19 protein-coding genes are annotated in these 22,348 nt (G+C 73.7%); 4 read left to right on the top strand and 15 right to left on the bottom strand.

Annotation, left to right across the window (positions count from 1 at the left end; translation table 11 throughout):
- Positions 1 to 129 precede the first annotated feature (129 nt).
- From ACFY3U_RS12605 to ACFY3U_RS12590, 4 genes are all read right to left on the bottom strand, one after another.
- Positions 130 to 927: an ABC transporter permease gene (locus tag ACFY3U_RS12605; protein WP_387199444.1), complete on the bottom strand. Its 798-nt coding sequence runs from the start codon at positions 925 to 927 to the stop codon at positions 130 to 132.
- Positions 914 to 1,651, bottom strand: a complete 738-nt coding sequence (locus ACFY3U_RS12600; protein WP_387199441.1) for an ABC transporter ATP-binding protein — start codon at positions 1,649 to 1,651, stop codon at positions 914 to 916. The genes ACFY3U_RS12605 and ACFY3U_RS12600 overlap by 14 nt, the downstream gene beginning before the upstream one ends.
- Before the next feature lie 61 nt (positions 1,652 to 1,712).
- Positions 1,713 to 2,540: a hypothetical protein gene (locus ACFY3U_RS12595; protein WP_387199438.1), complete on the bottom strand. Its 828-nt coding sequence runs from the start codon at positions 2,538 to 2,540 to the stop codon at positions 1,713 to 1,715.
- Positions 2,537 to 2,854, bottom strand: a complete 318-nt coding sequence (locus tag ACFY3U_RS12590) for a PadR family transcriptional regulator (protein WP_387199435.1) — start codon at positions 2,852 to 2,854, stop codon at positions 2,537 to 2,539. Before ACFY3U_RS12590 ends, ACFY3U_RS12595 begins: the two co-directional genes overlap by 4 nt.
- A gap of 262 nt (positions 2,855 to 3,116) precedes the next feature.
- Here ACFY3U_RS12590 and ACFY3U_RS12585 point away from each other — a divergent pair, with 262 nt between their 5' ends.
- On the top strand, positions 3,117 to 3,809 hold the full coding sequence (locus ACFY3U_RS12585) for a GNAT family N-acetyltransferase (RefSeq protein WP_387199432.1): 693 nt from the start codon (positions 3,117 to 3,119) through the stop codon (positions 3,807 to 3,809).
- Positions 3,703 to 4,779: a hypothetical protein gene (locus ACFY3U_RS12580; protein WP_387199934.1), complete on the top strand. Its 1,077-nt coding sequence runs from the start codon at positions 3,703 to 3,705 to the stop codon at positions 4,777 to 4,779. Before ACFY3U_RS12585 ends, ACFY3U_RS12580 begins: the two co-directional genes overlap by 107 nt.
- Positions 4,780 to 4,900: 121 nt before the next feature.
- Here the strand turns inward: ACFY3U_RS12580 and treZ are convergent, their stop codons facing one another.
- From treZ to glgX, 3 genes are read right to left on the bottom strand one after another with little or no spacing between them, the layout of a single operon-like run.
- Positions 4,901 to 6,634, bottom strand: a complete 1,734-nt coding sequence (gene treZ, locus ACFY3U_RS12575; RefSeq protein ID WP_387199429.1) for a malto-oligosyltrehalose trehalohydrolase — start codon at positions 6,632 to 6,634, stop codon at positions 4,901 to 4,903.
- A complete protein-coding gene (gene treY / locus ACFY3U_RS12570; protein WP_387199426.1) occupies positions 6,631 to 8,955 on the bottom strand; it encodes a malto-oligosyltrehalose synthase in 2,325 nt (774 codons plus the stop codon). Before treY ends, treZ begins: the two co-directional genes overlap by 4 nt.
- A gap of 2 nt (positions 8,956 to 8,957) precedes the next feature.
- Positions 8,958 to 11,078, bottom strand: a complete 2,121-nt coding sequence (glgX, locus tag ACFY3U_RS12565; protein ID WP_387199423.1) for a glycogen debranching protein GlgX — start codon at positions 11,076 to 11,078, stop codon at positions 8,958 to 8,960.
- 315 nt (positions 11,079 to 11,393) lie between these two features.
- On the opposite strand from glgX, the gene ACFY3U_RS12560 reads away from it, so the two are divergent.
- Complete coding sequence (locus ACFY3U_RS12560; protein ID WP_387199420.1) at positions 11,394 to 12,800, top strand: glycosyltransferase family 4 protein; 1,407 nt, start codon at positions 11,394 to 11,396, stop codon at positions 12,798 to 12,800.
- 177 nt (positions 12,801 to 12,977) lie between these two features.
- On the opposite strand, the gene ACFY3U_RS12555 is transcribed toward ACFY3U_RS12560, so the two are convergent.
- The 4 genes from ACFY3U_RS12555 to ACFY3U_RS12540 form a co-directional block, all read right to left on the bottom strand.
- Positions 12,978 to 14,261, bottom strand: coding sequence for a citrate synthase (locus ACFY3U_RS12555; protein WP_387199417.1), 1,284 nt, complete (start codon positions 14,259 to 14,261; stop codon positions 12,978 to 12,980).
- A gap of 208 nt (positions 14,262 to 14,469) precedes the next feature.
- On the bottom strand, positions 14,470 to 16,479 hold the full coding sequence (locus ACFY3U_RS12550) for a sulfatase-like hydrolase/transferase (protein WP_387199931.1): 2,010 nt from the start codon (positions 16,477 to 16,479) through the stop codon (positions 14,470 to 14,472).
- Positions 16,480 to 16,519: 40 nt separating this feature from the next.
- On the bottom strand, positions 16,520 to 17,935 hold the full coding sequence (locus tag ACFY3U_RS12545; protein WP_387199414.1) for a class I SAM-dependent methyltransferase: 1,416 nt from the start codon (positions 17,933 to 17,935) through the stop codon (positions 16,520 to 16,522).
- A 16-nt stretch (positions 17,936 to 17,951) separates the two neighbouring features.
- Positions 17,952 to 18,173 (bottom strand): hypothetical protein, encoded by a 222-nt coding sequence (locus ACFY3U_RS12540; protein ID WP_387199969.1) that lies wholly within the window; start codon positions 18,171 to 18,173, stop codon positions 17,952 to 17,954.
- A gap of 191 nt (positions 18,174 to 18,364) precedes the next feature.
- Here ACFY3U_RS12540 and ACFY3U_RS12535 point away from each other — a divergent pair, with 191 nt between their 5' ends.
- Complete coding sequence (locus ACFY3U_RS12535) at positions 18,365 to 18,763, top strand: VOC family protein (RefSeq protein WP_387199412.1); 399 nt, start codon at positions 18,365 to 18,367, stop codon at positions 18,761 to 18,763.
- 44 nt (positions 18,764 to 18,807) lie between these two features.
- Here the strand turns inward: ACFY3U_RS12535 and ACFY3U_RS12530 are convergent, their stop codons facing one another.
- The 4 genes from ACFY3U_RS12530 to ACFY3U_RS12515 form a co-directional block, all read right to left on the bottom strand.
- On the bottom strand, positions 18,808 to 19,488 hold the full coding sequence (locus ACFY3U_RS12530; protein ID WP_387199409.1) for a helix-turn-helix domain-containing protein: 681 nt from the start codon (positions 19,486 to 19,488) through the stop codon (positions 18,808 to 18,810).
- Between the two features lie 44 nt (positions 19,489 to 19,532).
- A complete protein-coding gene (locus tag ACFY3U_RS12525; protein WP_387199406.1) occupies positions 19,533 to 21,038 on the bottom strand; it encodes a sensor histidine kinase in 1,506 nt (501 codons plus the stop codon).
- Positions 21,016 to 21,756 (bottom strand): response regulator transcription factor, encoded by a 741-nt coding sequence (locus tag ACFY3U_RS12520; protein WP_387199928.1) that lies wholly within the window; start codon positions 21,754 to 21,756, stop codon positions 21,016 to 21,018. Before ACFY3U_RS12520 ends, ACFY3U_RS12525 begins: the two co-directional genes overlap by 23 nt.
- Before the next feature lie 168 nt (positions 21,757 to 21,924).
- Complete coding sequence (locus ACFY3U_RS12515) at positions 21,925 to 22,155, bottom strand: hypothetical protein (RefSeq protein WP_387199403.1); 231 nt, start codon at positions 22,153 to 22,155, stop codon at positions 21,925 to 21,927.
- Positions 22,156 to 22,348: the final 193 nt, after the last annotated feature.

Below are 22,348 nucleotides of genomic sequence, written 5' to 3'. Positions count from 1 at the left end.
GGTGCAGTCGTCCCTTCTTCTGGAGTCGCCCGAGCCGAGGGCTGAGGAGTCAGGCGGGCGACCCACGGCGCCCGCATCACCGTGTGTCGTAAGGGGTGTTGCCGTGATCGTCCGGCCCGTGCCGGCTGGTCACGCCGCCGGGTCCCGGCGGCGCAGGACGGCCCAGCTCGCGGCCACGCAGAGGGCGACCGTGGCGGCCTGGACGAGCACGCCCAGCCCCAGACCGGTGGCTCCGGGCGGCTCGAACAGGCCCACCCAGCTCTGCCAGTAGTGCACCGGCAGCACGGCGGCGACCGCGTGCGGTCGGTCCTGGCCGTTCAGGACGCTGGCGAGCACGACGAAGCCGATCGCCACGGCCAGTGCCTCCGCACCCCGGGGCAGCAGCAGCCCCAGCGTGAACGCGATGGCGGCCATGGCGAGCATGCAGAGCAGCGTGTACCCGGTGGCGGCCAGCACCCGCAGGACCGTGCCGCCGGTGGTGAGGTCGGCCGCCCCGATGACGTGGAACGGATGCCAGCCGAACAGCACCGTGCCGACGGCCAGGCCGGCCAACGGCACGCTGAGGACGGCGATGCCGGTGGCGACGGCCGTGGCGGCGAGCTTGGCGCCCAGCAGCCGGGTGCGGGTGACCGGCGCGACGTAGAGGTAGCGCAGCACGCCCCAGTCGCGGTCGGCCGAGGCGATCGTCGCGGCCAGCAGCGCGACCACGATCGGCAGCAGCAACGGGTTGATGAACTGCAGACTGGCCATCGCGTGGTTGAGCGCCGAGTACGGTGACGCGCCGAAGAGCCCGCCCTCGTCGCCGTTGCGGTGCCCGGCCGACGAGGCGAAGGACAACCCGGCGGCGACCGGCACGGCGGCCAGGACGCCCAGGGCGACCAGCGTACGCAGCCGGAGAAGTTGGGTGGTCAGCTCAAAGCGCAGCATGGTCCGCTCCTTCGAGCAACGCGAGGTAGGCGTCCTCCAGCGACCGGTGTGCCCCGAGCAGCGTGTCGAGCGGGCTGCTGGTGACCAGTCGACCGTGGTTGAGCACGACGACGTGGCTCGCCAGCGCCTGGATCTCGGCGAGCAGATGGCTGGAGATCAGGACGGCGGCGCCGTCGGCAGCCCGCGCGGCGAGATGCTGTCGCAGCGCGCGGACCTCGGCCGGGTCGAGGCCGTTGGCCGGCTCGTCGAGGATCAGCACATCGGGGTCGCGCATCAGCGCGTGGGCCAGCATGAGCCGCTGCTTCATGCCCGTCGACCAGCCCCGGACCTTTCGATCGATGGCCGGGCCCAAGCCGGCGAGATCCAGGGCGTCCGCCAGCCGGGGTGGGGGCCAGGGCCGGCGGGTGACGGCCCAGAGCAGCTTCAGGTTCGCGGTGCCGCTCAGGTGCGGCACCAGGGCGGGACCGTCGATCAGGACCCCGGCCCGCCGCAGGATCGGCGCGCCCAGGCGTACGGGCTGGCCGGCGATCCGGGCCGTACCGGCGTCCGCCCTGGACAGGCCGACCAGCATCCGCATGGTCGAGGTCTTGCCGGCGCCGTTCGGCCCGAGCAGGGCACAGACCTGGCCGGCCGCCACCGCGAAGGCCACCCGGTCGACGGCCCGCCGGCGGCCGTACTGTTTGGACAATCCGTCGGCCTGGATCATGACTGTTGGTACGGGCATGACGCATCGCCCTCTCTCGAGGTCACCGAGGGTCGGAACGGGTGTGGGAAGAGCTGACGGCCTACCGCGACGCGGGCGGCCGTCGCCGGGTCTGCGTCGCGGCCACCGCGGTCGCGGCGGCGAGCGCGACCACGACGGCCAGCCAGTTGAGCACGAACGGGGTGGCCAGCAACCCGTGAGCGCCATGGAACCCCGCCGGATCGTGGGAGCGCACCTGCAGGCCCCACGTCACGGCGGTCACCGTGGACACCGCCATTCCGGCGGCCACGACGGTGAGCGCGACCGTACGCAGCCGGGTCGGCGGCGCGGCGGGCGCCCGGCGCAGCAGCGCGGTGGCCGCCCAGGCGGTGGCGGCGACCACCCCGATCCCGGCCACGGCGACCAGCAGGAACGCGGCCACGTTGGGTGCCGAGCGCAGCTCACCGGCCGAGATCGCCAGGGCCAGCCGCAGCACTCCGTACCACATCGCGGCGCCGACGAACGGGACGGCGGCGTACGCCCACAGGCGGCGATCGCGGCGGGCCAGCGCGAGCATGCTGGGCGCCGCCGCGACCACCGTCGCCGCCAGCGTCACCACCGCAGCGGCGACCAGCGACAGGTACGCGCCGCTCGCCAGGCCGTCGAAGTCCTCGGCCAGCTTCGCGAAGCCGAGACCGGCCACCGTGAAGAGCCCGACCGCCCAGACCACGGCGGCCAGCGGAGAATCACCGGACATGAGCACCCCTCCATGAGCGCGGACGGCGCCGAGCAGGGAGTCGAGGATCAGCCCGGCACGGCGGTGCACCCGCAGGTCGCACAGCAGTTGGGCGTACTCCTCGCCGTAGCGACGACGCCATCGGGCCGGATAGCAGGCCACCAGCGTCCGCACGAGCCGGCCGTCGTCGCTCATGCCGGCGCCCCGCCCAGGCGGCTCAGGCTCAGTGCGGCCAGCCGTTGCATCCGGGTGGCCTGGGCGGACAGCTCGGCCGCCCCGGCCGCGGTCAGCCGGTAGGGCCGCCGTCGCCCCTCGGCCGGGAGCCCTTCGATCAGGCCGCTCTTCTCCAGCCGGGTAAGCGCGGCGTACAACGTCCCGGGGCCGAGGGTGACACCGACCTGCTCGGCGACGTCGGCGGTGATGGCGTAGCCGTGCTTCGCGCCGTCGGCCAGGCTGGCCAGGATCAGCAGGCCCGGTTCGGCCCAACGGCCCGGTTCCTCAAGCTTCATGCCGCTACTCCGCCCGTCGTTATACCGCCCAGCGTACTACGTGGGACGATATAACAACACTCCCTTGGTCGATCGGGCCGCGCGATTGCACCCGGTCGGCATCGGGTCATGCGGACCAGCGCGCCCAGCCGCACCACGCCGGCCGGCATCCTCGGCCGCTCTTCGCCATGACCGCACACGGCACCGCCGCCGCCGGTACCTCCACGACCGCCAGGCCGGCATCCCGGTTGACGACCGTCGGCGTGGGCGCTTCGCAGGGCCGGTGACCGACATCCGGATCATCGAGGTGCACGACGACGCGACCGCCGAGGACTGGCGCAACGCCCACAACGAGATCATTCCCGCCGATCCGTTGAGCCCCGAGGAGGTCCGCGAGCGCAGGGGGCGCCACCACCTGGAGGTCGCCTACCGCGACGCGCAGCTGATCGGCTGCACCACGATCCGGCCACCGACGACCGATACGAGAACCGCGACGGTGATCGTCCGGGTGCTGCCGGCGGACCGGCGGCAGGGCATCGGGGGCCTGCTGCACGAGCGGGCCCTGGAGCGGGCGCGGGCGTTCGGCGCGGACCGGATCGAGACGATCGTCTGGGCGGGCAACCCGACCGGGAGCGCCGCCCTGACCGACGACGAACGCGAGCGTCTCGACACGAGGATCCGCTGCTCCGCCTCGATGTCCACGGCGGTGGCGAAGCCTCCTCGCCCGCCCGCTGACGGTAAGCACATCGTAAGGGTCCCCCGCCAGCGTCTCATCGGATCATCGATCCAACAGCGGTACGACCCAACGGGGAGTGTCCATGAGTCGGTTGCACCAAGTCCTGACTGGTCTGATCGTGCTGGTCACCGGCGTGGCCACCACGCCTGGCATCGCATCGGCAGCCACCGCCCTGCCCACCTACGCCTACATCGACCTGGGCACGATCGGCACGCCGAGCACGGCAGAAGCGCCCAGTAGCGACGGATACGCGCTCAACGCCACCAACACCGTGGTCGGGGTCTCCACCATCGACGGCATCTTCGCCCATCACGCGTTCGCGTGGACCGCCGGCGTGATGAACGACCTCGGCGTGATCTATCCCAACACCTACAGCGGCAGTGCCGCGACGGGGGTCAACGACGGCGGTGAGGTCGTCGGCTCAACCAACGTCAACTACACCGACCCGCCGCACGCATTCCGTTACACCAACGGGAGGATGGCCGATCTCGGCACCGGCTACGGGCCGGGCAGCGGCAGCCACGCGATGGACATCAACAACAGCGGTACGGCGGTCGGGACCCGGTTCGAGCGGCAGGGTGCGCCGGAGGAGGCGGTCGTCTGGCGTAACGGCTCGATCCGTGCTCTCGGCACGTTCGGTGGCCAGGCCGGCGACTGGGGCACGAACAGCATCGCGTACGCCGTGAACAATGCGGGCCACGTGGTCGGCGGCGCCATCACGCCGAGCGGCGCACTGCACGCGTTCCTCTGGACCGGAGGCGCCCTGCGGGACCTCGGCACGCTCGGCGGGGTCACCGAATCGACGTACGCCCGGGACCTCAACGACAACGGCGACGTCGTGGGCATCTCGCAGAACCGCGGTGACGAACTGCACGCGACCCTCTGGCGTGCCGGCGCCATCCGTGACCTCGGCACTCTCGGTGGTAACTACTCCGAGGCGCGCGCGGTGAACAAGCCCGGGCAGGTCGTGGGCATCGCCCGGACGTCCGGGGACAGCTACTACCCCGAGCGGGCCTTCCTGTGGCAGGGCGGGCGCATGGTCGACCTGAACAAGCGGGTGCGCGGGCTGCCGCCGGCGGTGACCCTGCGATCCGCGGAGGACGTGAACGATGCCGGCTACATCGTCGGCTTCGCCTGCCCGTTCGACTGCGACGCCGGTGGTGACGCCGCCCGCCGGGCTTACCTGCTGGTGCCGACGAAGCCCAACTGATCCACTCGGACGACCCGCGGCCCGGACCGGCGCATCCCGCCCGTCCGGGCCGGGGACACCGTTGGCGCACCGGCAGCGAGTCCGGCCGGCCGTAACCGGCCGTGCGGCGAGACCGGCTCGGTCAGAGCGCGACGATCGCCGCAGTCTCGCCCGGCAGCTCCACCCGGTCGCGCATCACCGTGACGCCCTCGCCGGTGGCCAGCAGCACCCGGCGTGCCACCCCGGGCAGGGTGATCCGCTGCGGCTTGTCGGCCAGGTTCGCCGCCACCAGGGTGTCGCCGCGGCGCATCAGCACGAACTGGTCGCCGTGGCGCACCTCCACCCGGTGCAGGCGCGGGTCGGACAGGTCGGCCCTCGATCGGCGCAGCGCGATCAGCCGCTTGTGGAACTCGTACATCTCGCGGTGTTCGGGCTTGTCCAGCTCGGCCCAGTCGAGCCGGGAGCGCAGGAAGGTCTGCGGGTCCTGCGGGTCCGGCACGTCGCCCTCCGGCCAGCCGTGCGCCGCGAACTCGCGGCGCCGGCCGGTGGCGACCGCGACCGCCAGCTCGGGCTCCGGGTGGCTGGTGAAGAACTGCCACGGCGTGCTGGCGGCCCACTCCTCCCCCATGAACAGCATCGGAGTGAACGGCGCGGTCAGCAGCAGCGTGGCACCGACCCGCAGCAGCGCGGGCGACAGGGTCGCGGAGATCCGGTCGCCGGTGGCCCGGTTGCCGATCTGGTCGTGGTTCTGCAGGTACGCCACGAAGCGGTGCCCCGGGGTGCGCTGCCGGTCGACCGGCCGGCCGTGGCTGCGGTTGCGGAAGCTGGACCAGGTGCCGGCGTGGAAGAACGCGCCGGTCAGTACGTCGGTGAGGCACTCCAGCGAGCCGAAGTCGGCGTAGTAGCCCTGGCGTTCCCCGGTGAGCAGGGTGTGCAGGGCGTGGTGGGCGTCGTCGTTCCACTGGGCGTGCAGGCCGTAGCCGCCGGCCTCGCGCGGGGTGATCAGCGTCGGGTCGTTCAGGTCCGACTCGGCGATCAGCGACAGCGGCCGGCCCAGGTGGGTGGAGAGCGCCTCCACCTCGATCGCCACCTGCTCCAGGAAGTGGGTGGCCCGGGAGTCCGGCATCGCGTGCACGGCGTCCAGCCGCAGCCCGTCGACGTGGTAGTCGCGCAGCCACATCAGGATGCTGTCGATGATGTAGCGGCGCACCCCGTCGGAGTGCGGGCCGTCCAGGTTGACCGTGCGGCCCCAGGTGTTGCTCTGCTCGGTGAGGTACGGCGCGAACATCGGCGCGTAGGCCCCGGAGGGCCCGAAATGGTTGTAGACGACGTCCAGGATCACCCCCAGGCCCTTGGCGTGGGCGGCGTCGATGAGGCGCTTGAGCCCGTCCGGGCCGCCGTACGGCTGGTGCGGGGCGTACCAGCAGACCCCGTCGTACCCCCAGTTGTGCTCGCCGTTGAAGGCGTTCACCGGCAGCAGCTCGATCAGGTCGACGCCGAGGTCGACCAGGTGGTCGAGACGGTCGATCGCCGCGTCGAAGGTGCCCTCCGGGGTGAACGTGCCGACGTGCAGCTCGTAGAGCACGCTGCCGGGCAGCTGCCGGCCGGTCCAGCCCTGGTCGCTCCAGCGGAACGCGTCGTGGTCGTAGCGCCGGCTGGGCCCGTGCACGCCGGCCGGCTGCCAGGCCGACCGTGGGTCGGGCAGCGCCCGGTCGTCGTCGTCGAGCAGGAAGGCGTAGTCCGCCCCGGGGCCGGCGTCGGGCACCTCGACCCGCCACCAGCCGTCCGGGGCGGCGCGCATCTCGTGGTCGGCGGCGCCGGGCAGGCGCAACCGGACCCGGGCGGCCTCGGGCGCCCAGACGGTGAACTCGGTCATGCGGCAGCCTCCGCGACGTCGGCGGGAACGAGGAGGGCGACGGGATAGGTGCTCAGCAGATCTTGGAGCAGCAGCTCAGACCCACTGTAGACCCGACCGGTGAACACATCCGTAACACTGTTGCCGGGAAGTGACAGCACGGTGCCCCGCCAGCCGCCGTCGCGGGCCAGCCGCAGCGGCAGCCGGGTGGCCACCGCGATCGCCCCGCCCCGGTCGAAGGCCACCGCGTGCGGCGCCGCCGGCCCGTGCGCCGCCACCGGCCGGTAGCCGGTGAACAGCTCGGGCCGATCCCGGCGCAGGCGCAGGGTGCGGGAGACCACCAGCAGCTTGGCCGCGCCGTCCGCGTCGACCTCGGGCCGCCAGCCGCCGTCGATCCGAGCCAGCAGGTCCCGGCGTACGGCGAAGTCGACCGGGCGGCGATTGTCCGGGTCGACCAGGCTGTTCTCCCACAGCTCGGTGCCCTGGTAGGTGTCCGGCACGCCGGGCATGGCGAGCTGGACCAGCTTCTGCCCGAGCGAGTTGGACCAGCCCGCCGGGGTGAGCTCGGCGGCGAACGCGGTGATCTCGTCGTGCAGCCGCGGGTCGTCGTACATCCGGTCGACCAGGGCGTGCAGGTCCCGCTCGAAGGTCAGGTCCGGGTCGGACCAGCTGGTCGAGTCGGATGCCTCCCGGGCGGCCTTCTCCACGTACGCGTGCAGCCGGTCCCGCTCGATCGGCCAGGCGCCGACGGCGGTCTGCCAGAGCAGGTGGGCGAAGGCCGGATCGGCCAGCGGCTCCCGCGACATCCAGTCGGCCACCCGCTCGGCCCAGCGTTCGGGCAGCTCGGCCAGGACGGCGAGCCGGGCGCGGACGTCCTCGCCGCGCTTGGTGTCGTGGGTGGACAGCGCGGTCATCGAGGCCGGCCAGCGCACCTGCCGGGCGGCGGCGAAGCGGTGGAACTCCGCCGGCGGCACGCCGAAGTGGGCCGGCGACCCGCCGACCTCGTTGAGCGCGATGAACCGGCTCCACCGGTAGTAGGCGGTGTCCTCCACCCCCTTGGCCATCACCGCGCCGGTCAGCTGCGGGAAGCGGGCGGCCAGCTCGTGACCGGGGTCGCGCAGCCGGGCGGTGACCGCGTCCAGGGTCTCGACCAGGTCGGGCCGGCGGCGACCGGCCTCGGAGCGGGCGGCGGCCAGGTGCCGGGCGCCCTCGGGCGGGTAGCCACGGTAGACCGGGAAGCAGGCGGCCAGCTCGGCCAGCGCCGCCCGGGTCCGGTCGCGGTCCAGCTCCGGCACCAGCGCGGCCAGCCGGCTCAGCTCGGCCGCGAGCAGCCGGGTGGCGGCGGCCAGCTTGGTGGAGTGGGTGAGGTCCTGCCAGGAGGTGTGCCGGCCGGTCAGCCGGGCGTCGAGCGCGTCGAAGTCCCCCGCCGCCCGGCCGTCGACGAACAGGCCGCTGACCGCGGCGAGCGCGTCGTAGCCGGTGGTGCCCTGCACCGGCCAGTCCGGCAGCTCCTCGCCGTACTCCAGGATCTTCTCCACCACCAGCCAGACGTCCGGCGCGGCCGCGCGCAGCCGGGCCAGGTAGCCGGCCGGGTCGCGCAGGCCGTCCGGGTGGTCCACCCGGATGCCGTCCACCTCGCCGAGGGTGGCCCAGCGCAGGATCTCCGCGTGGGTGGCGGCGAACACCTCCGGGTCCTCCACCCGCAGGCCGGCCAGGTCCGACACTGCGAAGAACCGGCGGTACGTCAGCTCGGCGTCACCGCGCCGCCAGGAGATCAGCTCGTAGCGCTGCCGGTCGTGCACCTCGCGCGGGGTGCCGTCGCCGGTGCCGTCGGCGATCGGGAAGCGGTGCTCGTGGTAGCGCAGCTCGCCGTCGACCACCTTGAGGTCGTCCAGCGCGTCGGGGGTGTCGGCCAGCACCGGCAACAGCAGTCGCCCGCGCTCCCAGTCGATGTCGAACCAGTCCGCGTACGCCGAGTCGCGGCCCCGGCGCAGCACGTCCCACCAGGCCGGGTTGGCGGCCGGTTGGGCCACCCCGGCGTGGTTCGGGACGATGTCGACGACCAGGCCCAGCCCGGCCGCGCGCAGCGCCCGGACCAGCCGCTGCCGGCCGGCCTCGCCGCCCAGCTCGGGATTGACCGCGCGGTGGTCGACCACGTCGTAGCCGTGCGCGGAGCCGGGGGTGGCGGTGAGCAGCGGGGCGCTGTAGAGGTGGGTGGCCCCGACGTCGGCGAGGTAGTCGCTCAGGTCGGCGGTGGCGTCCAGGCCGAAGCCGGGGCGCACCTGGACGCGGTAGGTCGAACCGACCCGGGTCGTCGGGTCGGTGTGGGGGGTGGGGGGCATGGTCAGGCCGTCCTCTCCAGAACCACGAGGGAGCGGTCCGGCACGCAGATCGTGCCGCCCGCCTCGACGATCGCCGTCTTCTCCGGTTCCGGCTCCGCGGTGCTGATCACCAGCTCCCAGCGCTGCCCGAACTCGGGCCCGGGCAGGGTGAAGTCCAGCGCCGCGTCGTGCGCGTTGAAGCAGAGCAGGAAGGAGCTGTCCTGGTGCCGCTGGCCGTACTGGCCGCGCTCCGGGATGCCGTCGCCGTTGACGTACAGCGCGACCGAGCGGCCGAAGTCGTTGCCCCAGTCCTCGCCGGTCATCTCCCGGCCGTCGGGGGTGTACCAGGCCAGGTCCGGCAGGCCGGACTCGGCGCTGCGACCACCGACCGGCAGGCCGGTGAAGAACCGCCGCCGACGGAACACCTGGTGCCGGGTACGGAAGTCGGTGAGCCGTCGGACGAAGGCAAGCAGCTCGGGATCGGCGTGCTCCCAGTCCACCCAGGCCAGGTCGCTGTCCTGGCAGTAGGCGTTGTTGTTGCCCCGCTGGGTGCGGCCCAGCTCGTCGCCGTGCCCGATCATCGGGACGCCCTGCGACAGCATCAGGGTGGCCAGGAAGTTGCGCCGCTGGCGGGCCCGCAACGCGCGTACGCCCGGGTCGTCGGTCTCCCCCTCGGCGCCGCAGTTCCAGGACCGGTTGTGGCTCTCGCCGTCCCGGTTCTCCTCGCCGTTGGCCTCGTTGTGCTTGTCGTTGTACGACACCAGGTCGTTGAGGGTGAACCCGTCGTGGCAGGTGACGAAGTTGATGCTGTGGAACGGCCGGCGGCCGTCGTCCTGGTAGAGGTCGGCCGAGCCGGAGATCCGGGAGGCGAACTCGGCCAGGGTGTTCGGCTCGCCGCGCCAGAAGTCGCGGACGGTGTCCCGGTACTTGCCGTTCCACTCGGTCCACAGCGGCGGGAAGTTGCCCACCTGGTAGCCGCCCGGGCCGACGTCCCACGGCTCGGCGATCAGCTTGACCCGGCTGACCACCGGGTCCTGCTGGACCACCTCGAAGAAGGTGGACAGCCGGTCGACCTCGTAGAACTCCCGGGCCAGGGTGGCGGCCAGGTCGAACCGGAAGCCGTCGACGTGCATCTCGGTCACCCAGTAGCGCAGCGAATCCATGATCAGCTGCAGTGAGTGCGGGGCGCGCACGTTGAGGCTGTTGCCGGTGCCGGTGTAGTCGACGAAGTAGCGGCGGTCCTCCTCGCTCAGCCGGTAGTAGCTGGGGGCGTCGACGCCCTTGAAGCTCAGCGACGGGCCGAGGTGGTTGCCCTCCGCGGTGTGGTTGTAGACCACGTCGAGGATGACCTCGATGCCGGCCGCGTGCAGCGCCTTGACCATGCCCCGGAACTCCTGCACCTGCTGGCCGAGCCGGCCCAGCGCGGAGTAGCCGTGGTGCGGGGCGAAGAAGCCGATGGTGTTGTAGCCCCAGTAGTTGCGCAGCCCCAGGTCGGCGAGCCGGTGGTCGTGCACGAACTCGTGCACCGGCATCAGCTCGATCGCGGTGATCCCGAGCTGCTTGAAGTACTCGATCATGACCGGGGTGCCGATGGCCGCGTAGGTGCCGCGCAGCTCCTCGGGGATGTCCGGGTGGCGCATGGTCAGCCCGCGCACGTGCGTCTCGTAGATCACCGAGTGGTGGTACGGCGTCCGGGGCGGCCGGTCGTTACCCCAGTCGAAGTACGGGTTGACCACCACCGACTTCGGCATGAACGGCGCCGAGTCGGTGTCGTTGCGCCGGTCCGGGTCGCCGCCCACCTCGTAGTCGTAGACCGACGGGTCCCAGGAGATCTCCCCGTCGACCGCCTTGGCGTACGGGTCGAGGAGCAGCTTGTTCGGGTTGCAGCGCAGCCCGTTGGCCGGGTCCCACGGGCCGTGCACCCGGTAGCCGTACCGCTGGCCCGGCTCGATGCCCGGGATGTACGCGTGCCAGACGTACGCGTCCACCTCGCGCAGCTCCACCCGCCGCTCGGCGCCGGTGTCCCACTCGTCGAAGAGGCAGAGCTCGATCCGCTCGGCCACCTCGGAGAAGATGGCGAAGTTGGTTCCCATTCCGTCGTACGTGGCTCCGAGGGGATACCGCTCGCCCGGCCAGACCTGCATGTCGCTCCTTCGGCACCTGATCATGGGCGCACCGGCGGGCGGCCGCCGGTGCGCAGGCCGCTAATGCCCCTCGCGGTGGCTGGCCAATCCACCCGTTCGGCCGGCACCCGATATCCGCCGGGATGAGACTGCTGGGACCTTTGGGTGTCCTCCATCACGATAGGCCTTTTAATGGTGCGCCAGGACGCGGGATGGCCTTTGCTAGACACGGACGCGCCCGCGCGGGGGTGTCCGCACGGCCATCTCGGCCCCTTCCCTCTTCCCTCCGCCGCCACCGCTGCCGGCGTGCGCCTCCATGCCTGGACGGAGATCGATGTGACCACCCTGCGGGTCGGCGATCAGCTCGCTACCGCCCCGGACCGGTCCTGCCGGCCCACCCCCACCTCCCGCGCCCAGATCCCGCCGCAGCACGGCGGCGCCGGGGTGCCGCCGCGGACCCGCCGCATCCTGATGCTGTCCTGGGAGTACCCGCCGGTGCTGGTCGGTGGGCTGGGCCGGCACGTGCACGCGCTGTCGGTCGCCCTCGCGGCCGCCGGGCACGAGGTCACCGTGGTCACCCGACACACCGAGGGCGCCCCGCTCGAGGAGTACGCCGACGGGGTACGGGTGGTCCGCGCCGCCGAGGACCCGGTCGCCTTCCCGCTCGCCACCGAGTCGCTGCTGGCCTGGACGATGGCGTTCAACCACACGCTCACCCGGGCCGCGCTGCGGGCCGCCCAGTCCGGCTCGTACGACGTGATCCACGCCCACGACTGGCTGGTCGCGCACACCGCGATGACCCTGCGCGAGCACCTGGACGTGCCGCTGGTCAGCACCATCCACGCCACCGAGGCGGGCCGGCACCAGGGCTGGCTGCCCGAGGAGATGAACCGGACCATCCACGGCGTCGAGCAGTGGCTGGCCGGCGAGTCCGGCCGGGTGATCGTCTGCTCCGGCTACATGCGCGACGAGGTGGGCGCGCTGTTCGGGGTGCCCACCGACCGGGTCGACGTGGTGCCCAACGGCGTCGAGCCGCACCGCTGGAAGGCGCCGGCGGCCGCCGTCGCCTCGGCCCGGGAACGCTACGCCGGGGACGGCCCGCTGGTCACCTTCGCCGGCCGACTGGTGTACGAGAAGGGCGTGCAGCACCTGCTCGCCGGCCTGCCCCGGCTGCGCGAGCGGCACCCCGGCCTGCGCGCGGTGATCGTCGGCGACGGGCCGTACAAGGCGGCGCTGGAGACCGAGGTGCACCGGCTCGGCCTGGCCGGCACGGTCAGCATGCCCGGCTTCCTCGGCGGCACCGACCTGCCCGCGGTGATGGCCGCCTCGGACTGCTTCGCGGTGCCCAGCATCTACGAGCCGTTCGGCATGGTGGCGCTGGAGGGCGCCGCCGCGGGAGCCCCGCTGGCGGTGGCCCGCACCGGCGGCCTGGCCGAGATCGTCGAGCCGGGCGTGACCGGGATGACCTTCGCCCCGCAGGACCCGGACGGCCTCACCGAGGCGGTCGACGCCCTGCTGTCCGACCGGGACCGGGCCCGGGTGCTCGCCCGGCGCGCCCGCGCCATGGTTCGCGACCAGTACGGCTGGTCCGCCATCGCGCACCGCACCGCGTCGGCGTACGCCGCGGCGATCGCCGGCGACGCCGCCTTCACCGCGGCCCGCGCAGAGCTGAAGATGACCCTCGGCCGCACCCCCGCCCCCCTCCCGGAGGGCAACCTCCTCACCGCCGCCGGCCTCCGCTGACCCACCCCCTCCCCGACCCACCCTCCCCTCCCCGCGATCTTGCACTTGTGGCCCTTGCTTTGTGCTTCTTGTCTGATTTGCCGGGGCACTAAGTGCAAGATCGCGGGGGCGGGGGCGTACGGGGAAGGCCGCCGGCCCCTGGTGGGGGCGGCGGCCTTCGGTCGTGCGGGTGGAGGGTCAGCGCTCCGCGGCGGGCAGGTAGTTCCGCTCGGGGGAGCCGGTGTAGATCTGCCGCGGACGGCCGATCTTGGTCTCCGGGTCGTTCAGCATCTCGCGCCACTGGGCGATCCACCCGGGCAGCCGACCCAGCGCGAAGAGCACCGTGAACATCTTGGTCGGGAAGCCCATCGCCTTGTAGATCAGGCCGGTGTAGAAGTCCACGTTCGGGTAGAGCCGGCGGGACACGAAGAAGTCGTCGGCGAGCGCGATCTCCTCCAGCTGCATGGCGATGTCCAGCAGCGGGTCCGGCTTGGACATCCGGCCCAGCACGTCCTGGGCGGCCTTCTTGACGATGGCGGCGCGCGGGTCGTAGTTCTTGTAGACCCGGTGGCCGAAGCCCATCAGCTTCACGCCGTCCTGCTTGTCCTTGACCTTGCGGACGAAGGACTGCACGTCGCCGCCGTCGGCCTGGATCTTCTCCAGCATCTCCAGCACGGCCTGGTTGGCGCCGCCGTGCAGCGGGCCGAACAGGGCGTTCACCCCGGCGGAGACCGAGGCGAAGAGGTTGGCGTTGCTGGAGCCGACCAGCCGGACGGTGGAGGTCGAGCAGTTCTGCTCGTGGTCGGCGTGCAGCACGAAGAGCATGTCCAGCACCCGGGCCATCACCGGGTCGACCTCGTACTCCTCGGCCGGCACGCCGAAGGTCATCCGCAGGAAGTTCTCCACGTACCCGAGCGAGTTGTCCGGGTACAGCAGCGGCTGGCCGATCGACTTCTTGTACGCGTACGACGCGATGGTCGGCACCTTCGCCATCAGCCGGATGGTCGACATCTCCACGTGCGAGGCGTCGAACGGGTCCAGGCTGTCCTGGTAGAAGGTGGAGATCGCGCTGACCGCGGAGGAGAGCACGGCCATCGGGTGGGCGTCCCGCGGGAAGCCGTCGAAGAACCGGCGCATCTCCTCGTGCAGCAGTGAGTGCCGGCGGATCCGGTCGCTGAACTCGGACAGCTGCTGCTGGGTCGGCAGCTCGCCGTAGATGAGCAGGTACGAGACCTCCAGGAAGGAGGACTTCTCGGCCAGCTGCTCGATCGGGTAGCCGCGGTAGCGCAGGATGCCCGCGTCACCGTCGATGTAGGTGATCGCGGAGGAACAGGACGCGGTGTTCGTGAAACCGGGGTCGTACGTGGTCATCCCGGTTTCCTTCAGCAGCTTGGTCACCCCGATGCCGCCGGGGCCCTCCACCGCGTCGTGCACCGGCATCGACAGCTGACCACCGGAGTGGTCGAGCTTGACTTCCGTCATGTGGTTCCTCGCTTCGCCGGCGAATCGTCGTTGAATAGCCTTCGCTTTACCGTAATCGCGGTCGGTGGGACATCGCCTGCCGTGGTTCGGCGGTGAGGTGTGCGTCACCCGATTCCCGACCCGGCGGATGGGAAACGCGGTCGGGCGCGGGTAAGGGGCCGCGAAGGCGGACGGCGGGTACGGAGGCGGACGAAGGGGCCGCGACCGCTCAGGAGAGGCTCAGTCGGCGCAGCGCGTCGCCGGCGCCGACCCGGTACAGGTCGAGCCGGTTCGCGCCGGCCCGGAACAGGTGGTCGTCGGGCAGGAACGCGGCGAAGCGTCGGCCGCCCGGATCCGCCGGGACCACCGGCACCACCGCACCGATCCGGCCGTTGACCGCGACCGCCAGCAGCGTGCCGTCCGGCACCTCCCGGGGCACGCTGCCCCAGACCAGCGCCGGCAGCTCGCCGTCGGCGGGATCCACGTTCCGGAACGCGGCCAGGTTCGCCACGGTGGCCCGGCCCGCGGTCGGCGTCTCGGCCACCGCCCTGCCGACCAGCGGATGAGGGGCCGGGGCCGGCGTCGGGGTGGGCACCCCGCCCGGGAAGGTGGTCCGCTGCCCCGGCCGGTCGTAGAACCACTTCTCGGTCCGCTCCCGCGGCGCCTGCCGGGCCGACCGGCCGTCCATCTGCCAGGGCACCCGCACGTGCGTCGCGTCGGCGATCGTCGGCAGCAGGTCGACGTGCTCCCAGTTGCGGTCGTCGACCCGGCCGGCCCGCTGGCCGGGGTCCTTGACGAACATCGGCACCCAGGCGACCTGCCCGGCGGCGTGCGTGATCGCGTCCATCCCGCGGCCCTGCCAGGCCCGGGTGAAGCTCACCCCGTGGTCGGCGGTGACCAGCAGCAGCGCCTTGTCGTACAGGCCGCTGGCGCGCAGCGTCCGCAGCGTCTCGCCGATCAGCCGGTCGGTGTACTCCAGCTGGGCCAGGTGCCGGGCCCGGGCCAGCTCCACCCAGCCGGCCCCGTCGTTCGGCAGGTCCTCGGGCGCGGCGTACCGCGCTCCGGAGGGCAGGAACGCCCACGGCGGGTGCGGCATCAGCAGGTGCAGGAAGTGCAGGGTGGGCCGGCTCGACGGGCGCAGGCCGGCGAGGAAGCTGGTGAACCGGGCGGGCTGGTTGTCGTCCAGGCTGTCGAAGCGGAACTTCGGGTCGTGCGGCACCGGCTCGGCGGCGTCCAGGCCCACCTCCGCGCGGGTGCGCTCGCGGTACGACTCCTCCGGGTCGACCCGGCTGTCCTCCGGGGCGGCCACCTGCCCCAGCAGCCGACCGGTCTCCCGCACCAACGCCCCCAGCCCCTGTTCCGGGGCGGCCGGCTGGTCGCACAGGCTGGGCGGACAGAGCCGGGTGATGCTCTCCTGCGCCTCGATGTCGTACAGGCCGCCGAGGGCGGTGAAGAGGTTGTCCGGGTACTGCGAGTAGTGCGGCGCGTACGGCTGGGCCGGGTAGCGGCCGGTGAGCATCGCCGGCAGCGCGTACGGCGTCCACCCGCTCACCCCGGTGGCGTTGCGGTACCAGGTCGAGTCGCCGGCCAGCTCGGCGAAGTGCGGATAGCGGGTGGCGTCGATCTTTCCGTCCGGGCCGAGCAGCGACACCAGCGGCAGCTCGTCCAGGACGATCATGACCACCGGTGGGTGCTCCCCCGGCCCGGCCACCCCGGCGGCGCCACCGTGCGCCCGGGGGATCACCACCGCCGAGGCGGGCGAGGCGAACAGGAACAGGGCGACGAACACCGGCGGCCCGACCGCGGCCACCCGCAGCACCCGGCCGAGCACCGACCACCGCCGGTACGCGGCCGCCCCGGCCGCGCCGACCACCCCCGCGACCACCAGCAGCGGTACGCCCCGCAGCGGCGTCGCGTGCCGGCCGACCTGGACGGCCAGCGCGGCCAGCAGCAGCCCGACCAGCACCAGGTGGGTCGCGCCGCGGACCCGGGCGCCGGCGAGCCGGGCGGTCAGCCCGAGCAGCGCGACGGCCAGCGTCGGCAGCAGCGCGATCAGCGCCACCAGCAGCAGGATGTCGCCGGTGGTGGCGCGGTGGAACAGGAAGAAGTCGGGGCTGCGCCCCAGCACGTCGAACAGCGGCTGGGTGACCACCAGGCCGACCAGCGCGGCCACCTCCAGCAGCCGGTGCCACTCGACCCGGCGGGCCGACGGCTCGACCCGCCCCGCCGGCGCGGGGATGACGGGTCGGCGCCGGCCCGGCCGGACGGTGAGGACCGGTTCAGCCACCCACCACCGCCCGGTAGAGGGTGCGGGTGCCGGACGGCAGCTCGTGCCGCCGCTCGACCCGGCAGCGCGCCGCCAGCAGCCGCTCGAACTCGTCCCGCCGGTAGTCGGGGAACAGCCCGGCGGGCTTGTTGGCCAGCAGTCGGCGGGCCATCGGGTCCTCCGGGTGGACGAACTCCACCACCAGCCGACCGCCGGGCCGGACGTATGCGGCCAGCTGGTCGAGCACCTCGGGCAGCGGCACGTTACGGCCGATCGCCAGGTGGTGCACCACGGCCAGGGCGAGCACCACGTCGGCCCCGGCGCGGTCGCCGAACGCGGCCCGCTCGACGCCCCGCCAGCCGCCGCCCGGCGACGGGTCGGCCAGGTCCATCACCAGTGGCAGGATCCGCCGGTCGCCCTCGGCGCGCAGCGCCCGGTAGAGCGCGTCGGTCACCGCCGGGTCCTGCTCGACGGCGACCACCCGGTCGGCGTGCCGGGCGGCGATCCGGGCGTACCGGCCGTCGTTCGCGCCGAGGTCCAGCGCCAGCCGGGGAGTGCCGGCGGCCGACACCGAGGCGTCGACGAAGCGTTCCTTCTCGGCCCGGTCCTGTCCGGTGTAGCCGCAGGTGCGCTGATAGTCGGCCCAGTGGCTGCCGTCCGCCCGCCGGTCGAGCCGGCGGACCAGCTTCTCCAGGCCGCGTACGGTGGCCAGCGCCAGCTCCCGGGAGTAGCCCGCGGCCCGCAGTTGGGCGCGTACCTCGGTGGTGCTGGCCGCGGCGTGCCGCGCCTGCATGGCCCCGTGCAGGTGCACGTGGGTCGGTACGCCCGGCAGCAGCCGCCGGGCGCCGCCGAACAACCGGCGCATCTGCTCCGCCTCGATGCCGTCGACCCGGGACCGCAGCCAGGGCTGGAAGTCCAGCCCGAGGTGAGCCTGGATCATCAGCGGATACAGCAGCGTCTGGCAGAACTGTCGGTAGCCGGCCCACGGCTCGCCCTCGCGGGCCGGCTCGAACGAGCCGATGTCGATGAAGACCGGTTCGCTGCCCCGCCACTGCAGGTTGTACGCCGAGCCGTCCTTGGTGGTGAACCCGGCGGCCAGCGCCCGGCGCAGGATCTCCAGGTGCAGCAGGGTGGCGTCGCGCAGCATGCCGAACGACCACTCGTACGGGTGGGAGACGAAGGGGATGCGCTCGTGCCGCAGGACCGCGTGCCAGCCGAGGCCGGGCAGCGCGGCGGCGTCGACCGGCTCGGTGGCGCACACCTTGCCCTCGGCCAGCAGCTCGGCGAAGAAGTCGGCGGCGCGCAGCGCCCGCCAGTCGGCGGCGGCCTGCGGGCCGAGGCCGCGCAGCACCTGGTCACCGGCGTGGAACACCCGGTTGGCCGGGTCGCGGAAGGAGCCGGGCTCGACCCGGACGTCGGAGGTGGTCATCAGTTCGGGGCGTCGATCAGGAGTCGGCGGACAGCTGCCGACGGGCGGCCGGCGCGACCTCGGCCGGGGCGGTCTCGGCCGGCACGGTCTCGGCCGGGGCAGCGGGCTGCCGGCGGAACCGGGAGACGAGCCGGCGCCAGTAGAGCTTGGCGGCGACCGCCGCGCCCGCCACCCCGCCGACCACGGCCTGCACGATGAGGCTGCCGGACCCCGCGTCCAGGTAGGCCAGATGCGTCACCGGGTCGCTCCCTTCCCTCGCCGTCGTGGACCCGACGTCACGGCTACGCCTTATGCGGCATATAACCCTTAAAGCCGGTTTACTGCTTGTCACCGTACGCCGCCGGGCCCGGCCGCGAGGGACCTACGGATCACCCGCACCCGTCCGATTCGTTCAAGACCGGGCCGCGCCGGCCGCCGTACCGTCCCGGCATGTCACCTCGCTTCGACCTGATCGGCACCGTGGTCACCGACATGGCCCGCACCCTCGACTTCTACCGGCGGCTCGGGCTGGAGATCCCGCCCGACGCCGACCGGCAGGACCACGTGGAGGTGACCCTGCCGAGCGGCCTCCGTCTGGCGTGGGACACCGTCGCGGTGGTCCGCGGCTACCACCCGGACTGGGCGCCGCCGAGCGGCGACCCCCGCACCCACCTGGCTTTCCGCTGCGCGGACCCGGCCGAGGTGGACCGCTGCTGGACGGAGCTGACCGACGCCGGCTTCCACGGTGAGCTGCCGCCGTGGGACGCCGGCTGGGGCCAGCGGTACGCCGTGCTGCACGACCCCGACGGCGTGGGCGTCGACCTGTTCGCCGCGCTCGACGGCGGGTGACACCGGCGGGGCGCCGCAGCCCCGCCCCGACGGCGGCTCGGCGCTCAGGCCGACAGCAGGGCGGTCGGCGGCACCCCGGCCAGCTCGCGGACGTCCCGGTTCAGGTGCGCCTGGTCGGCGTACCCGGCGCGGGCGGCCACCTCGGCCAACGGGACGCCGGCCCGGGCCAGGGCGAGGGCCCGGCGCATCCGCAGGATCCGGGCGAGGGTCTTCGGGCCGTACCCGAAGAGGGCCTGGCTGCGCCGGTGCAGGGCGCGCGCGCCGAGGCCCACCTCGGCGGCGGTCGCGGTGACCGTGGCCCCGGAAGCGAGCAGCGCGGCCACCCGGGCGCCGACCGGATCCGGGCCACCGGTGGCGGCCAGCCGGGCGGCCGCGACCGCGGCCAGGGCGTCCCCGGTGGGCCGCTCACCCAGCCGCTCGACGACCTCGGCCGCCGCGCCGCCCCAGACCGCGTCGAGCGGCACCCGCCGGTCGCGCAGCTCGTCGGCGGGCAGGCCGAGCACCGCCGGCCCGACGCCGGGCGGCATCCGCAGCCCGAGCCAGCGCTCCCCGGGCCGCGAGCCGGTCAACTGCGCGGTACGGTCCGGCCCGGCGACCAGCAGCCCCGACCGGCTCGACCAGAGCAGGTCCAGGCAGCCGTCCGGCAGCACCCGCACCGGCGTGCCGTCACTGACGCTGGTCCAGAGCACCGCGCGCAGCGGCGCGGCCGGTCGTTCCCGGTACACCCCACCACCCTGTCACGCCGGGGCCGGGCGACCCCGGGTCGCGGCTACGCCTCCGCTTCGGAGGTCGGCAGCCGCACGGTGAAGCAGGTCCGGCCGGGGGCGCTGTGCACCCGCACCGTGCCGTGGTGGGCCTCGACCACCGCGGCGACGATGGCCAGCCCGAGACCGGTGCTGCCGTGCTCGCGGGACCGGGAGCTGTCCCCCCGGGCGAACCGCTCGAAGATCTCGCCCTGCAGCTCGGGCGGGATGCCCGGCCCGTCGTCCAACACGCCGATCTCCACCCCGCCCGGGACGGGCGCGAGCCGGGCGGTCACCGTCGTGCCGGACGGGGTGTGCACCCGCGCGTTGGCGAGCAGGTTCGCCAGCACCTGGTGCAGCCGGACGGCGTCGCCGGGCACCTCGAGCGCCTCGTCGGGCAACTCCAGCTGCCAGCGGTGCTCGGGGCCAGCCACGTGCGCGTCGCTGACCGCGTCGACCAGCAGCGCGGTCAGGTCGACCGGCGCGGTGGCCAGCGGCCGGCCGGAGTCGAGCCGGGCCAGCAGCAGCAGGTCGTCGACGAGGCTGGTCATCCGGGTGCTGGCGGACTCCACCCGGCGCAGCGCGTGCGCCACGTCCGGCGGCACCCGGTCCCGGCCTCGGCGGGCCACCTCGGCGTACCCACGAATCGCCGCGAGCGGGGTCCGCAGCTCGTGGCTGGCGTCGGCGACGAACTGGCGTACCCGGGTCTCGCTGGCCTGCCGGGCGGCGAGCGCGGCGCCGACGTGCCCGAGCATCCGGTTCAGCGCGGCCCCCACCTGGCCGACCTCGGTGCGCGGGTCGGTGTCGACCTCGGGCACCCGCACCGACAGCGCCACCTCGCCGCGGTCCAGCGGCAGCTCGGTGACCCGGACGGCGGTGGCCGCCACCCGGTTCAACGGGCGCAGCGTCGCCCGGACGATGAGGGCGCCCAGGCTGCCGGCGATCAGCAGGCCCGCGGCGGCGACGCCCGCCTGGGCGGCGACCATCCACCACACGGTCTCCTCGACGCCGCTCAGGGAGATCGCGAAGACCAGCACGTCGCCGTCGGCGGCCTGCCGGGCCACCGCCCGGTAGTCGCCCCGGTCGCCGAGCTCCACCGTGCGCGGCTGCCCGTCGGTGGGCAGCCCGGTGACCGCGGCGAGGCCCTCGATGGGCAGCGCCTCGGTGGAGGTCGAGGCGTCCCGGATCCGGGCGGAGGTCACCGCACCGTTGACGATCTTCACCGCCACGGAGCCCGGCGGGAAGGTGGGCGGCGGTTCCAGCTGCCGGTCCTGGTCCCCCGCCCGCTGCCGGTCGGCGAGCTGCTGGAACCAGGGCGGCGGACCGTCGCGCCGGGAGTTGTCCACGGTGAGCTGGTCGTCGACCTGGGCGACGAGGAAGTGCCGCAGCGCGACCGTGGTCAGCCCGCCGATGCCGACGCTGACCAGGGCCAGCAGCGCCACCACCGCGGCCACCAGCCGGGTCCGCAGCGGCCAGCCCGCCAGCCGGGAGCGCAGTCGGCCGGGCCGGTCAGTCGGCGGGCTTGAGGACATATCCGGCGCCACGCAGGGTGTGGATCATCGGGGCCCGGCCGGCGTCGATCTTCTTGCGCAGGTACGAGATGTACAGCTCGACGACGTTGGCCTGGCCGCCGAAGTCGTAGTTCCAGACCCGGTCCAGGATCTGCGCCTTGCTCAGCACCCGACGCGGGTTGCGCATCAGGTAGCGCAGCAGCTCGAACTCGGTGGCGGTGAGGGTGATCAGGTCGTCGCCGCGACGCACCTCGTGGCTGTCCTCGTCCAGGCTGAGGTCGCCGACGGTGAGCACGGCCTCCTCCCGGGCGGCCACCGCGAAGCCCGATCGGCGCAGCAGCGCGCGCAGCCGGGCGATGACCTCCTCCAGGCTGAACGGCTTGGTGACGTAGTCGTCGCCGCCCACGGTCAACCCGGCGATCCGCTCCTCCACCGCGTCCCGGGCGGTCAGGAAGAGCACCGGGACGGTCGGGGTCTGCTCGCGCAGCCGGCGGAGCACCTGGAAGCCGTCCAGGTCGGGCAGCATCACGTCGAGCACCACCGCGTCCGGGCGGAACTGCCGCGCCGCGCTCAGCGCCGCCGTGCCGTTCCCGGCGCTGCGCACCTGCCAGCCCTCGTAGCGCAGGGCCATCGACAGCAGGTCGGTCAGCGTCGGCTCGTCGTCCACCACCAGCACCCGGACGGGCTCGCCGTCGGGGCGGCGCAGCTCGATCCGGGTCTGCGCGGTCTGCCCGTCCATCACCATGCCCCCATCGTGGGACCCGTGGCTGGCGCTCGCCTATGCGCATCCTGTGCGCGAGCTGTGCGCCGGTCGGCGCCGTCCCGACCGTACCCGGCCGGGCCGCCGGCGGGGACCCGATCGGCGCCTGCCGGCGGGCCGCTGCCGGGGCGGGCGGGTGGTGGCGGGCTACTCGCTCGCGCCGGTCGGGTAGGTCCGCACGAAGCGCATCGTCCACGCCCCGGTGCCGTCGGGCCGGTCCCGGGCGTAGAGGTGGTCCGGCCCGCCGCCCGGGGACGGGGTGGCGTCGGGGTGCCGTAGCACCCACCGGGCGGGTGGGCCGCCGTCCGGCTCGGCCGGCAGCTCGCGGACCAGCTCGTCGGCCGGTCCGCCGACGAACCGCACGGTCACCGCGCTCATCCGCGCCCCCTCCCGCGCCGCCGGTCCGACGCTCCGGGGTGGAACGTATCGCACCCGCGGCCGGGCCCCCGCCCGCGCGGGGGGGGGCGCCCCCGGGGTTCCCCGCTGGGGGCCCCGGGCCCGCCCCCCGGGCGACCGGGCCGGCCCCGCCGGGCGGGGGGCGCCGGGGGGGTGGGGAGACCAATGGGGAGGG

The sequence above is a fragment of the Micromonospora sp. NPDC000089 genome (assembly GCF_042899365.1).
In the GTDB taxonomy this organism is placed as follows: domain Bacteria; phylum Actinomycetota; class Actinomycetes; order Mycobacteriales; family Micromonosporaceae; genus Micromonospora.
Note: the sequence above shows the minus strand (reverse complement) of the source record. Positions and strands in the feature narration are given on the sequence as shown.